The sequence below is a fragment of the Ginsengibacter hankyongi genome (genome assembly GCF_008710285.1).
Classification (GTDB): Bacteria; Bacteroidota; Bacteroidia; order Chitinophagales; family Chitinophagaceae; genus Ginsengibacter; species Ginsengibacter hankyongi.
The window spans coordinates 149,010-162,975 of record NZ_VYQF01000006.1 but is presented as its reverse complement, the minus strand read 5'-3'; the positions used below and the strand labels follow the sequence as shown (position 1 = coordinate 162,975).

Sequence of the window (13,966 nt, the reverse complement as noted above, 5' to 3'; positions counted from 1 at the left end):
CGTTATGAAAGAAAGACAATCATTAAAGTTTGCTAATTGGACTAAGACAACAGAAGAATGGTATCAGAAAGAAAGTGATAAAATTCTTTATAGGAAGAAATCTGGAATCATTTTGGACAACGACTTGGTTTTTACTGTGATTGACAATCACAAACAATTCTTGTTGAAAATTGACAATCCAAAAAAGAAATGGTTTCAAATTTGGCTTAAACTTAGGGATGCCAAATGAATGTAATATTCGTTTGCAGTAGAAATAATAGTGTCTCATCGGGGTTTCCCACTCACCTATCTTCAAAACAAAAATCATTTTCCGGGAACCCCGATGCCGAAGGAATTTGCGCATACCCGTAGCCGGGCTTTCCTGTTATGCGAAATTCGGGTAAGCGTCGCAATGCTTTCAGCAGAATTACGGCAGACTTTCATTATTCATCTTTTGTGCATATATTTATTAATAGCTTTTCAATTAGGCTAACGGCATGGGCTGAACGAAATAAATTTGCATAGAAGCAGGCTCGTCGTAAGTGTAAATGGCCAAATAGGAACTCCTGTTAGTAGTAAGTGGAATCTTGCCACAGATTATTTGGATTATTATTATTCTGCCAGATTTTATGAAACGGGTGTGGATGAATTTGGGTTTTTAAATAACCTCTTCCATGAATAGAGAATTGTTTCGTGTGCCACGACCAAGGCTGAAGCGCCGCCTGCTAAGTTTACGTTGATGGGAGAATGCGCTTGCAACAGTGGGACGATTGACAGTGAGTAAACTTCAGGATGCGGCTACAATATCGCCTGTGTAAGTTTCAAGCTTAATGTGGTTCATAATTCCAACGCTGCGCATCCATGCCCGATATTTTTCTGCACCCGCCTGACCGAGTTGTTCCGATTCCCATTCAGCCACGGCAATGGTGGTAGTACTGTCTGTACGCATCAGCCGATAGCGAATGAATCCGGGTTGCGCCTGAAACACAGCAACACCATCAGTCTCAATCTGACGAAAAATTTGTTCGGCATCAGCGGTATAGAGATTAATATCCCAATGTGCAATAGATACCCTCAGGTATCGGTGTGCAGTCGCTTTTTTCTCCACGGCTGTCTCAGAATGAATATTCATTGCAGTAATAAATATAAATACGAAAATGGTTACAATAGTACGACTTAAGTAATACATATTTAGTTCAATTTTTTGGTTGTAAATGATGGGTGATATATTGTTAAGCCTGGCATTTGTTGAGTTTTACGCCTGTCTTAAATGTCCCTGCGGGCAATGTCATTAAGTTAAGTAATCAAACAAAAAGGACTGCAATTATATAGTTTTGAGGTGTCGAATCTTAAAACCAACTGCAATCCCATGTTTGATGTAAATGTAAAAATCCTCAGTGAATTAAAGAATTTTATTACCGTAGTTTCCTCCAATAGAGAACTGTTAGGTAAATTTTGCAGCTCTGATAAAGACTTTTCCCGATCAAGAAAACTGCCGTTTGATAAGCTGGCTTTCTTCATTATTAAACTTTGCAAAAAGACATTGAGTGTTGAACTGGAACGATATTTTGAAGAACTAAATAACTCTATGCCATGTTCTGCAAGTGCCTTTACACAACAAAGATGCAAACTTCACTTTTCATTTTTTTATTGGTGGAATGCAGTACTGTACAGAAGCTATTATTTCTATAGCAGTAACCAGGTAAAGCGCTGGAACGAGTATCGTCTTATAGCGGCTGATGGTTCTAATATTAATGTTATTAATAGTGCAGCATTGAGTAAACATTTTGGTGGGTAGAGCAACCAAAATTCCTTTTACACATTAGCTAAAACGTTTTATCACGATGATGTGCTGAATGAATTGATTCTGGTTCCGCAGATAAAATCTTACAGGTATGAAGAAATGCAAATGGCTTATGATGCCATTGATAATAGTGTCTCAGCGGAGTTTCCCGCTTACAATCCTTCAAAATATAAATCATTTTCGGGGGAACCCCGATGCCAAAGGAATTTACGCATACGCGAAGCCGGGCTTTCCTGTTATGCGAAATTCGGGTAAACTTCAAAGCCTCTTTTTTTGTAATATAAACAGCAACCCCGGCAGACTTTCATTATTCATCTTTTGTGCATATATTTATTAATAGCTTTTCAATAAGACTAACGGAATGGTCTAAACGAAATAAATTAGCATAGAAGCAGGCTCGTCGTAGGTGTAAATGGCCAAATAGAAACTATTCTTATCTTTGAAATATGACAGAATTAACTTCGGTAAAGGAAATATTGGCTCAACTTAAACCGGAGTTGATGAAGAAGTATTTTGTCAGTTCAATCGGTTTATTTGGGTCAATAGTTAGGGACGACTTTACTGCTAAGAGTGACGTTGATATTATTGTAGATTTTAGTAAACCAATAGGCATTGAGTTGGGTACCTCAATGTCTCAGCGGACGTGTGGGTAGGAATTATACTGTTGATTGACAGCGACTGAATCAATATGACAATTTTATAATCATTTCGATTATGCCTTGCCGTTATCACATTTCAAAAATAGTCGCGATAGGCCGGCTGTTGCTGATGGCTTTCGGTATTCTTTTTCTAAAGGGATATGCCCAGTGCCCCAATGCAGATAAATTAGATAGCTTTTTTTCAGCAATTGCTGCCGCCGATAAGGGAATGGGAAGTATTGCGATTTCTAAAAATGGGCAAGTTTTGTATTGTCATTCGATTGGTTATAGATTATTGAATAATCAAAGACCGGTTACGGCTAATTGCGAAACAAAATACCGGATTGGCTCTATCACTAAAATGTTTACCGCGGTCATTATTTTCCAACTGATCGGTGAGGGCAAACTGGGCCTCCTAAGTACCCTGGACAATTATTTTCCTGGTATTCCTAATGCTCACCTGATTACTATTGAGCAGCTGCTGCGCCACCGGACGGGCCTTCGTAATTTTTCAAGACAAAGATTTGGAAGAGCTCCGAAAACACATGAAGAAATGCTCGCGATTGTTAAAAGCGGCGGCACCAAATTTTTACCGGGTTTAAAATTTGATTATAACAATACAAATTACTTATTGTTGGGTTATATCATTGAGAAAATATCCGGAAAATCTTATGAAACTGTTGTTAACGAAAGAATCATTTCGAAAATCAATCTTAAAGATATTTATTGCGGTCATGAAACATCCATAGAAAACAATGAATGTTTTTCTTACAGGTTTAAAAAAAGATGGAAACAAAGCCCTGTAACTGACATGAGTATACCTGGGGCCTCCGGGAATATGGTTTCTACACCGGCTGCACTTACCCAATTTATGGATGCACTCTTCTCAGGAAGATTAATCAGCTTTACGAACCTTTCTCAAATGGAAACTATGACGGATGGCTATGGAATGGGAATGATGAAGTTCCCTTATCAAACGAAAGATGCTTTTGGTCATACCGGTTCTATAGATGAGTTCGTTTCAGTAGCTGCGCACTTTTTACAGGATAGTCTGTCAATTGCTTACTGTTCTAACGGTCAGCTCTATCCTGTGCAGAATATCATTACCAGGGCAATGGATATATATTTTGGGAAAGCGCCGCCAATATGCGAAATGAAATTTGTAATATCAAAAACGAAGCATTCTAAGCGATATACGGGAGTATACACTAATAAAAAATTTCCCTTTGAAATCATTATCAGAAAAAAACAAAAGGGATTACAGGTAGGAGGAATGGGATTTACTAGCCTGCCGTTGGAATATGTTAGTAAAAATAAATTCAGGTTGATAGCCGCGAATATTGACATGGAATTTGATGCTCATTGCAAAGGAGTAAAAGTATTTATGGGAAGCAATAGTTATTATTTGGAAAAGAAGTAGTCTTTAAAAAAGCCTTATCGCAGGCATGCCCCGGACCGTTGTGACAAGTGAAAAATATTATTTAGTTTCATTTTTCATGCCATGCTATGAAAACCTTGCAGTCCATCGGCTGGTGCTCTTTTATTTTTGGGGATTGTTTTCGCCGGCGACATCATTTACGGGTGAATGCGGTTGCACGCAATTATATGTGGACCAAAAAGGCAGCTTTGATTATCAGAATTAGTTTGATTGATTTTGCAACGACGACTAATTCTACACTTCAACCAACGTGGGGGTTCCACCCATTACAAGCCAAGGTCGCCATCCGTGAGAGCCGCCGTTGTGTCTCAGCGGAGTTTCCCACTTACAAACCTTCAAAATAAAAATCTCTTTTGGGGAACCCCGATGCCGAAGAAATTTGCGCATACGCGAAGCCGGGCTTTCCTGTTATTCGAAATTCGGGTAAACTGGAAAGCCTCTTTTTTTGTAATATGAACAGCAGCCCCGGCAGCGTTTCATTATTGAGCTTTTGTACCTATCTTCATCAATAGTTTTTCAATAAGGCTAACGGTGGCGGATGAACGATAAAAGTTATCACGACAGCAACGCTGGCTGAAGCACTACTCATAGATTGTATAGCTATAATTTTCTGCAATCAACAAAATGGCAAGACAGAAAAACTACCTCAACTCCATTCAATATTTCATTTCGAAAATTTTGACGCGATTAAATTATATTCAGAACCTTGTTAAATGTGATTTGCTTACTCAAAGAAAGGAACGTTGGGAACAGCATATTTTTTCAATCCTTCTACGTTAAGTTCAACGCCAATGCCAGGTTTGTCAGATAATACAAGAAATCCTTTTTCAATAAACGGTTTATCATACGTGATGATCTCTTTCCATTTTGGTTCTGTATCGCTTAATGTTTGCCATTCCAGGATATGAAAATTTGGTACTGAAGCACACACATGAGCGGTGGCCATAGCGCCCAAAAAAGAACCTACCATGTGGGGTGAAAAAGGCGTATAATATAAATTAGCCAGGTTAGCTATGCGCTGCCCTTCGCCAAGTCCGCCGCACTTCTGAAGATCCGGCATGATGATATCAATAGCCGCTTCTGATAATAAACGCGTATAGCCGTACCCGAGATAAAAATTTTCTCCGCCGCATATCGGAGTGCTTGTTTCCTGCGTGATGGTTTTATAAACATCCACATTATCTGCAGGTATCGGCTCTTCCAGCCACATAAGATTTAAAGGCTCCATCATTTTGGCCACTTTTCTTCCTGTCGGTGCATCGTAGCGTCCGTGCATGTCAACACAAATATCAATATGGGGACCTACTGCTTTGCGAACGGCCTCAATGGAATTGTACATTCTTTCTAACTCTGCATTGCTTGCCGTCCAGTTATACCGGTCGAATTTATTAGGATCGTTTGCTTCATCAATATCAAATTTAACTGCGGTATATCCTCTGCTCACGGCATCTGTAGCAGCTTTTGCATAATCTTCCGGTTTAGGATTTCTGACCGCATATAATTCTGTATCGCAATACACCCTAAGTTTGTCACGAAACTTGCCGCCCAATAGCTGATAAACAGGCAGGCCAAGCGCTTTGCCACATAAATCCCATAAGGCAGCATCAAATGCCGATAATACAGCAACATACATTCCTGATTGGGCACCCCCAAAGAAATTTCCTTTTCTCAGCTCATCAAAAATACGGTTCGGGTTTAAAGGGCTTCTTCCTGTAATTTGCTTGCCTATCCGTTGCACCAAATAATAGGTGCCACCAATTGCATCTACTGCTTCACCAGTGCCCCATATATCCTGGTTAGTAAGAATTTTTACAAATAATCCGCCGCCCGAATAAGCACACTTTACACCAGTTATTTTTAAATCAGAAGGGGCTGAAGATTTTGGCGTTCTTTCTACCGCTTCTGTAATTCCCTGGCCCAAAGATGATAAAGATGCAAAGGGCGTCATGGCCGCAGCTATCGCCGTCTTTGTTAAAAACGATCTTCTGGAATTTGACATTGTGTTACTTTTTAGTTTAGATAATTATTTTGTTTTATACACCTCGCGAACCATCAGGTGAAGACATCATTTTTTTGAAGCTTCAAAAAATATTTTACCAGGTTCTGTCTTTCAGATATTCCTGTATCTGTTCTTTGCCAACCGGCAATTCATTGATATGGTCGTTTAACCACTTTGAGAAATCTTTTTCAATTTCATCTGTCCAGCGGGCATCTATTTGTCCGGCCGTATATTTTCCTTCTCTTAAACGCTGGTGACCAAACTGGTCGCGTAAGCGCACAATTTCTGACGTCTTCACCACCTTTTCGGCTAACTGGGGCGGAATAAAAACAACCACACCCATTTTACCCAATACTACATCTCCGGGCATTACAGTTACTGTTCTTATACGGGTAGGATGGTTGATACCAACAATCATGGTAGTTAAATCTCTATTTTGTCCGGCACCGGGATTATGATAGGAAGGATCGTAACTGGTATAATAAGAAGTAAACCCTCCTATTTCTTTTAAACCTTCCAAATCTCTTATTGCGCCATCATACACAATACCATTCCCTGTTCTGGCATAAATGGCATTACCTACATTATCACCGATAGTGGGTCCGTTTCGTTTGGCTCCAAACTGATCCGCTACATATACATCGCCTTTAACCAACATTTCAACGGCCCAAACATTTTGAGCTCTTTTCCCTTGTTTTTTGCCTAATGAATCAATGGCCTTCCATACATCGGGCCGGCCAGGCATAAACGTTGTGGTTACCGCACGGCCGACAAGTACACTATCCGGATTGATTATTTGCCAATCTTCAGCAACCTGGTAATTATAGCCAGCATTGCTCAAAACGGCCCAGGCTTCTTCGACGCTAACTGATTTCATTCTCCGTATAATATCATCCGGTACTTTTGGTCTTCCATCAGGAAAGCGTTCGCCTTTCCATTCGTGTGTCAACGCAATTAATTCTTCTTTGCTTATTTGCACCTGCTGACTTTGTACGTTTTGTAGAATCCCAAACAGGTAAAGCATGGTTACTAGAAGTTTGATTTTTTTCATATAGCTTTTTTTAATTTAGAAGATGGCTCAACTATCAATTTTGGTTTTTCGCTATCCGGCAACCGGTTGTGCCACCAGCTTGCCAGTGCAGATCCTGTAATGTTCATCAATGGTCCAAATACAGCCGCTGCTAACCCGATGGTTCCAATTTTTCCCATTTGTTTTGCAATACCTGAAGCCAGTCCTGCATTTTGCATACCTACCTCAATGGCAACCGTACGGCAATCCCGCTCAGGTAACTTAAATAACCTGGCTGCCCAATAACCCAGTAAATAGCCGAATGTGTTATGCATTAATCCTACCAGTAATAATAGCAGTCCGATCTTCATCAAATTATCCCTGCCGGCTGCTACAATTATTGTAACGATGGCTGCAATGCTGAACATAGAAATAAACGGCATGACATTATCAAGCCATTTTAATTTTCCAAATAATAATTTATTAAATATTAAACCGGCACCAATGGGGATAATGATCATTTTCAAAATATCCCACATCATGCTCATCACATTAATTTCAATTAATGCACCCGCGAAAACTTTCATCAGCAATGGAGTAATAAAAGGCGCTAACAATGTGGCGACGGAAGTGATAGTGATTGATAGGGCAAGATTCGCGTTGGCGAGATAAGCCATTACGTTTGATGCAAGGCCACTGGGGGAACATCCTATCAAAATAATACCGGCAGCTATTTCAGGCTGAAAGTTGGTAAGGCTTGCCAGTGTAAAACCAAGCAATGGCATTATAACAAAATGGCATCCTACACCAACCATTACTCCCTTAGGTGATTTGGCAATGGATGCAAAATCTTTAATACCCATTGAAGAGCCCATGCCAAACATAAGCAGCTGTATCAAGGGAATGATAGAATCACTTAATTTATAATTCTTCCATGCTATAAAATATTGCGGATGAAACATTGCCAGCGTTACTGAGGCAAAAATGATAGCTGTGAATGACATACCTTTTAGCAAGGGAGTACCCCTCAATGCAAATGCAATACACATAAAGAACAAACACATCGACCATCCTACCATATTTATTTCACCGGCTACCCTGAAGATTACAGATAAGACAGCGCAAAGGGCAGCAACACTATAAAAGATTGTCGGATAATTTTTGACCCGCATGTTTTGAAAGAAATATTTAGTTAAGACGATTGTTAATAATGTTTTTTTATCTTTTAACGGAAAGCAGGTTATTAAACCATCGCACTTTATGATTAATTGCCTGTTTGTAATGGCGCTTTAGGTTATGACTGTTGCAATGCAGCAATATCCGCAAACTCATTAGCCAGTTTAGTACTTAGTGATTCAAATATTTTGTAATATTTTAAATAGGTTCCATGGTTATTTTTTTCAGGAGTTACAATGTCGCGTAGTACAACCGTTTTCACTGCTTCATCAAGAGAATTGTAAATACCCATTTCTGTTGCGCTTATTAAGTAGGAGCCATAACTTACACTATGATAATTATGCATCAGCCGGACAGGCTTATTATAAATATCAGCCACCATTTGTACAAAAAAGGGTAGTGTGCCAAAACTTCCGTTAATAGAAAGAGTATTGAAGGCACGATGTTGCTGAAGCGTTTTGCCAATACTATAAATTTCATATAAAATGCCTTCGATAACTGCCCTCAGAAAATGGGCTTTAGTATGCTTTATATTTATTCCAAAATAAACACCCCGTGCATTGGCATTCCATATAGGCGCTCTCTCACCCAATAAATAGGGCAGAAATATTAAACCATCTGACCCCGGTGAAATACCTGAGGCCTTATTGATTAGCTCCATCATACTATCTTCAATGTCAAATGGATTTTTAAAATCGCCAAATTGCCGGGTAAACCATTCAAAGATGTTACCTCCGTTATTCGTAGGCCCCCCGGATACGTACCGGTTTTCGGTAAGCAAATAGTTGAAGAAAAGTTGTTTTTCGTCCTGCAATACCTTATCACCCATTACCCTCACGGCACCGCTGTCTTCAACAGTGATGTTGGCCATTCCTTCTCCAATTATCCCATCCCCCAGAATCGCCATGCAGCCATCGCTGGAACCAACAAGAAGTTTGGTATCGGCCGACAGACCCAATGATGTTTGGTAGGCTTTGTTTAATCTTCCTGTAGAGGTAAAAACAGGTACCAGATCTGGCAACATGGCTGGAGTGATGCCTGCAAATTTAAGCGCCTCAGGCTCCCATTGTATTTTATGAATGTTAAGCAAACCTGTAGCCGATGCAATACTGTAATCAACCATGTACTCTCCTGTTAATTGCTGCAGGATATAACTCTTAAGGGATAAAAACTTACTAGCCTGTTTGAACTTTTCCTTTTCATTGTTTTTAATCCAGGCAATTTTTGTTAGTGGAGACATGGGGTGCAGCGGTGTACCGGTAGTTTTGTATATCTTTTTACCAAGGGCTGACTTCTTGAGTTCGGCAGCTTCCTTATTAGCTCTGTTATCCGCCCAGGTGATAGCATTACCCATGGGATTTCCTCTTTTATCTACGGCAAGCACACTGTGCATGGACGCACTAAAACAAATTGATAATACTTTGTATTTTTTAGGATGTACTAAATCGTTTAAAAGGTTTTTGAGAACATACAACATAGTGATAAATATCTGGTCTGGATCCTGTTCACTGTAATCAGGTTCACTATGAAATGTGGGGCAATATCCTTTTAGTGAGCCAAGCATACGGCCATTCAAATCAAATGCATACACTCTTACTGCATTGGTGCCAAGTTCTATGGTGATGATACATTCCATGGTTAAAATAATTATTTCGTTCGCGAATGATTTTTTCTAAATTGGCTGGGCGTATAACCAGTCAGTTTTTTAAAGGTGGTGGAGAAATGTTGTGATGAATAAAACCCGGTATCCAATGCAATATCGGTGAGGTTGATGTCTGATTTTTTCAATAGTTTAATTGCTTCAGAAATCCGGATATTGATAAGATAACTTACCGGTGAAAAACCTGAATAACTTTTGACCGTGTCATTAAATAATGTAGTGCCTAATCCTACCAGCGCCGCCATTTCTTCTACCGTCCATTGATGTGAAAGATCCTGTCTTAGCTCGTGTTCCAATTTCATAAACGTTGATGGAAAATCTCTTCCCGGATTAGATATCCTGGAGAATTGCCTTGACATCTGGATAAAAATTTCATCAAGTAGATGATTTACCCTTGCCTGGTAACCTATCTCCTGATTAAATAATTCTGACTGAATAGATTTAAAAATGTGGCCTGCTTCTGTAAATTTTTGAAGCACCGGCGAACTGTTCATTTGCAAGATCTTGCTAACTGCCCGGGTTTCACTATCTGACAAACTGCTCCAGGAACCCGTTAGGAGTTGTCCTTTTTTGTTTACTTTTATCCGTAGGTGAATCCAGGAAAAAGATCCAACCTCCAATACATTGTTTTCATTTCCAAACGCTATTCCGGGTAATATTAATGCCACATCGCCGGGATATAAAATAAAAGGCCGGTGATTAATTGTCCATTCAAATTTGCCTTCCTGTACATAATATATTTTTAACCCATCATCCACGATATTAAGAAAGCCATTTAGTCGAATAGCTGAATTCTTGATTACGCCTATTTCTTCAATGTGTGGAAACAGGAGTAATTCCACGGCTTTCTTTTGGCAAAGTAGAAATTGATTCATGTACAATTAAGAACAAGTATATTGTAACCGCAATCGTTAATAATATAAATTACCCGATAAAGAAAGGGAATTTATTTTAAGATGACTTATAAAATCCAACGAAGTTTTTTATTGGAAGTTTTTACTTAAACGTATTTCTACCTTAGCATTTCTTTTCTAAACTCAGGGAGCCAAATAAACTCCCTTAATTATTTATTTACTAAAACGATTTGCTTTATGACAAAAAATCTACAACCGGCTTATGTACCGGGCTTGATGAGGTTTCTGTTTTCTCTGCTGCTTTTTGCTTTTTGTAATTCCGGAAAAGCTCAAACAACTATTTCCGGAACAGTTTTAGATGAAAACAACCAGGCTGTTTCCGGAGTTACCGTTCAGGTTAAAAATACCAACCGGGCGACTGTTACTGATCAATCTGGACGATTTAAAATTAATGCTACAAAAACTGATGTCCTTGTGTTTAGTTACGTGGGGTCTGAAACCCAGGAAGAAACAGTGGGTAACAGGAATACCATAAATGTACGAATCTCAGGCACAGCCAGGAATCTTAGCGAAATTGTAGTTACCGCTTTAGGAATTACCAAGCAGGCAAGAGGCCTGGGATATTCTACTACTAATGTTAATCCGGATGAACTTTCTGTAAACCGAACTTCGAATGTAATGAATGCCTTGCAGGGTAAAGTAGCAGGGGTAAACATTAGTTCGTTAGGTACCGGACCAGGAGGAACGTCAAAGATCCGTATCCGGGGTCAATCTTCCATTTCCGGGCAAAACAACCCATTGATCGTAATCAATGGTGTCCCTATTGATAATACCAATTTTAATGATAATACAATTGGTGTTAATGGTGGCGGTGTTTTTGCAGATGGAGGAGACGGCTTATCAAGTATTAACCCTGATGATATTGAAAGTATGAGCATTCTGAAAGGAGCTCCTGCATCTGCTCTTTACGGTTCCAGGGCTAAAGATGGAGTCATCATGATCACCACTAAAACAAAAGGCAAGGGTAAGGGTCTTGGAGTAACATATAATGGAAATTATACCGACGAAGCACCTTTAGATTTTACTGATTATCAAAAAATATATGGCCAGGGAGAAAATGGGGTTCGTCCTACTACCCCGAACCCAACATCAGGGGAATGGTCTTTTGGTGAAAAATTTCAGCCGGGCATGACGCAGACATTATTTAATAGCCCGGGCATTCCTTACGTTCCACAAGGGAGTCGTATTAAGGAATTCTACCGCCACGGTCAAAACCTGGCAAATACGGTTACAATGGAAAGTAGTGGTGATAAAGGGGGCATGCATCTTTCACTAAACAATACAGATAATCAGGGAATCGTTCCAAATAACAGCCTTAACCGTAAGGGGATGAATCTTGGGTTTAGTTATAATTTATCTGATAAATTTAGTTTCGCCGGAAATGTTAACTATACAAATGAAGTTAATAAAAATCCGCCGAACATATCCAATCAGGACAATACGATTCCTACTACTTTAATGGCATTAGCCAATTCGATGCCACTAAGTGTATTAGACGCGAATAAATTCATCCCCGGAACGCAGGATGAATATGTCTATTCAAGATTCAAAAACAGGACCAACCCATTTTGGGAATTATCACAGCAGTTCCATAATATCCGGAGAGACAGGGTTTTTGGAAACGTTTCGGCAAAATATGATATCCTTCCCTGGCTTTTTGTTCAGGGCCGTTTTGGCCAGGATTACTGGTCACGCGATGAGGATGTAAATAATTTTCCTACGGGCCAGGCCTCAAGGACGTCAGCACCTCCTGGTTTTGTAAATGGAGTGTATACCCAGGAATCACGCCGGTTCAGAGAAACCAACCTTGATTTTTTGGTAAATGCTACCAAAGAATTTGGAAATTTTGCAGTCGCTCTCACCGGTGGGGGCAATCAAATGCGCAGGCGCACTGACGTGAACAATGTTCAGGTAACTGATTTTATTATCAGGGGGCTTTATACGGTTCAAAATGGCAGGGCAAAAAACCCCATTTACAATCTTTCTCAAAAAGGTGTAAATTCTTTGTATAGCTCCGGAGAGGTATCATGGAACCGGACTTTGTATTTGAACGGTACCGTTCGAAACGATTGGTTCTCTACATTATCTGCAGCTAACAGAAGCATATTATATCCTTCTGTTTCCGGCGCTTATGTTTTTTCAGAAACACTGAAAAACAGTATGCCCTGGTTATCTTTTGGAAAGATTAGAATGGGATATGCCGAAGTGGGAAGTGATGGTGACGTGGCTCCTTATTCTAACCAATTGTTCTATTCTATTAATTCTAATTTGATCAATAATCCATCAGGAACCGCAGTGCCAGTAGGAGCGAGTGGCACGACAGTGCCAAATGCCAATTTAAGACCCAGCAGAACAGCTGAAACGGAAATAGGACTGGAATTAAAAATGTTCAACAGCAGGGTGAATCTAGATGTTGCTGCATATAGAAAAATAACTACCGATCAGATTGTTCCGGTTCAAATATCAGATGCTTCGGGGTTTGTTAATACTAGTATCAATAGTGGCAAAAGCCGCAATTTGGGTTTTGAAGTATTGCTGGATTTAGTACCGATAAGTACAAAAAATTTCCAGTGGGATTTTACTGCGAATACCTCATTTAATAAAACAAGGGTACTCAGCATACTTACCAGTACACCCGGAGAAAGAATCACCATAGGGTCTCACCCATTTAATGGAGAAGTGAGAGATGTTGTTGGTAAAGAAATAGGGCAGATTGCGGGGTATGGATATGCCCGGGATGCAAAAGGGCGAAAAATTTTTCAGACAAACGGAATACCATTGCGTACACCCAACCTTGTTTTGTTTGGAAGTGCCTTGCCTAAATGGACCGGTGGATTTCTTAATTCATTTAGTTACAAAGAAATCAGCTTGTCCGTCTTCATAGATTATAAATTAGGCAACAAAGTTTTATCAGGTACTAACTTCAACGCTATCCGCGAAGGGCTTCATAAAATGACATTGCAAGGAAGAGAAGGGGGTGTGATTGGAGATGGCGTGGACCCCAATGGAAACGTCAACACAGCCGTAGCAAAAAATCAAACTTACTGGGAGCACCTCAGATCACAAGCGCTGGTTGAAGCCGTTATCTATAATGGGGGTTACTGGAAACTCAGGCAGATTACCCTTGGATACAATTTCACAAAGTTCATACCGGCAAAATGGCCAATTAAAGGTCTTAAGCTTGATTTAGTTGCTAACAATGTTCTCATTATTAAGAAATGGATTGACAATATTGATCCCGAATCCTCCGGGTATGGTTCTGATAATATGATCGGACTAGAGTCTCCGAGCCTCCCAACTACAAGAGGTTTGGGTGTGAACTTAAATATTAAATTTTAATACGATTAAT

Annotated in this window: 11 protein-coding genes; 5 read left to right on the top strand and 6 right to left on the bottom strand. The window is 39.7% G+C overall.

The window, feature by feature from the left end; translation table 11 throughout:
• Nucleotides 1–4: 4 nt before the first annotated feature.
• Nucleotides 5–229, top strand: a complete 225-nt coding sequence (locus FW778_RS17655) for a hypothetical protein (protein WP_150416178.1) — start codon at nt 5–7, stop codon at nt 227–229.
• A 537-nt stretch (nt 230–766) separates the two neighbouring features.
• Here the strand turns inward: FW778_RS17655 and FW778_RS17650 are convergent.
• Nucleotides 767–1,168 (bottom strand): antibiotic biosynthesis monooxygenase family protein, encoded by a 402-nt coding sequence (locus tag FW778_RS17650; protein WP_150416177.1) that lies wholly within the window; start codon nt 1,166–1,168, stop codon nt 767–769.
• 180 nt (nt 1,169–1,348) lie between these two features.
• Here FW778_RS17650 and FW778_RS17645 point away from each other — a divergent pair, with 180 nt between their 5' ends.
• The 3 genes from FW778_RS17645 (at nt 1,349) to FW778_RS17635 (ending at nt 3,841) form a co-directional block, all read left to right on the top strand.
• On the top strand, nt 1,349–1,777 hold the full coding sequence (locus FW778_RS17645; RefSeq protein WP_150416176.1) for a hypothetical protein: 429 nt from the start codon (nt 1,349–1,351) through the stop codon (nt 1,775–1,777).
• Nucleotides 1,778–2,229: 452 nt separating this feature from the next.
• Nucleotides 2,230–2,436, top strand: coding sequence for a nucleotidyltransferase family protein (locus tag FW778_RS17640; RefSeq protein WP_150416175.1), 207 nt, complete (start codon nt 2,230–2,232; stop codon nt 2,434–2,436).
• A 61-nt stretch (nt 2,437–2,497) separates the two neighbouring features.
• A complete protein-coding gene (locus tag FW778_RS17635) occupies nt 2,498–3,841 on the top strand; it encodes a serine hydrolase domain-containing protein (RefSeq protein WP_150416174.1) in 1,344 nt (447 codons plus the stop codon).
• Between the two features lie 742 nt (nt 3,842–4,583).
• Here FW778_RS17635 and FW778_RS17630 read toward each other — a convergent pair.
• From FW778_RS17630 to FW778_RS17610, 5 genes are all read right to left on the bottom strand, one after another.
• Nucleotides 4,584–5,858 carry a mandelate racemase/muconate lactonizing enzyme family protein gene (locus FW778_RS17630; protein ID WP_150416173.1) on the bottom strand — a complete coding sequence of 425 codons (1,275 nt, stop codon included), beginning with the start codon at nt 5,856–5,858 and terminating at the stop codon, nt 4,584–4,586.
• Between the two features lie 94 nt (nt 5,859–5,952).
• Nucleotides 5,953–6,909, bottom strand: a complete 957-nt coding sequence (locus tag FW778_RS17625; protein ID WP_150416172.1) for an RraA family protein — start codon at nt 6,907–6,909, stop codon at nt 5,953–5,955.
• Complete coding sequence (locus FW778_RS17620) at nt 6,906–8,039, bottom strand: bile acid:sodium symporter family protein (RefSeq protein ID WP_150416171.1); 1,134 nt, start codon at nt 8,037–8,039, stop codon at nt 6,906–6,908. The genes FW778_RS17625 and FW778_RS17620 overlap by 4 nt, the downstream gene beginning before the upstream one ends.
• A gap of 122 nt (nt 8,040–8,161) precedes the next feature.
• Complete coding sequence (locus FW778_RS17615) at nt 8,162–9,679, bottom strand: gluconokinase (RefSeq protein ID WP_150416170.1); 1,518 nt, start codon at nt 9,677–9,679, stop codon at nt 8,162–8,164.
• An 11-nt stretch (nt 9,680–9,690) separates the two neighbouring features.
• Nucleotides 9,691–10,545 carry an AraC family transcriptional regulator gene (locus FW778_RS17610; RefSeq protein WP_235906391.1) on the bottom strand — a complete coding sequence of 285 codons (855 nt, stop codon included), beginning with the start codon at nt 10,543–10,545 and terminating at the stop codon, nt 9,691–9,693.
• Between the two features lie 249 nt (nt 10,546–10,794).
• On the opposite strand from FW778_RS17610, the gene FW778_RS17605 reads away from it, so the two are divergent.
• Nucleotides 10,795–13,956 (top strand): SusC/RagA family TonB-linked outer membrane protein, encoded by a 3,162-nt coding sequence (locus FW778_RS17605; protein WP_150416168.1) that lies wholly within the window; start codon nt 10,795–10,797, stop codon nt 13,954–13,956.
• The last annotated feature ends 10 nt before the right edge of the window (nt 13,957–13,966 follow it).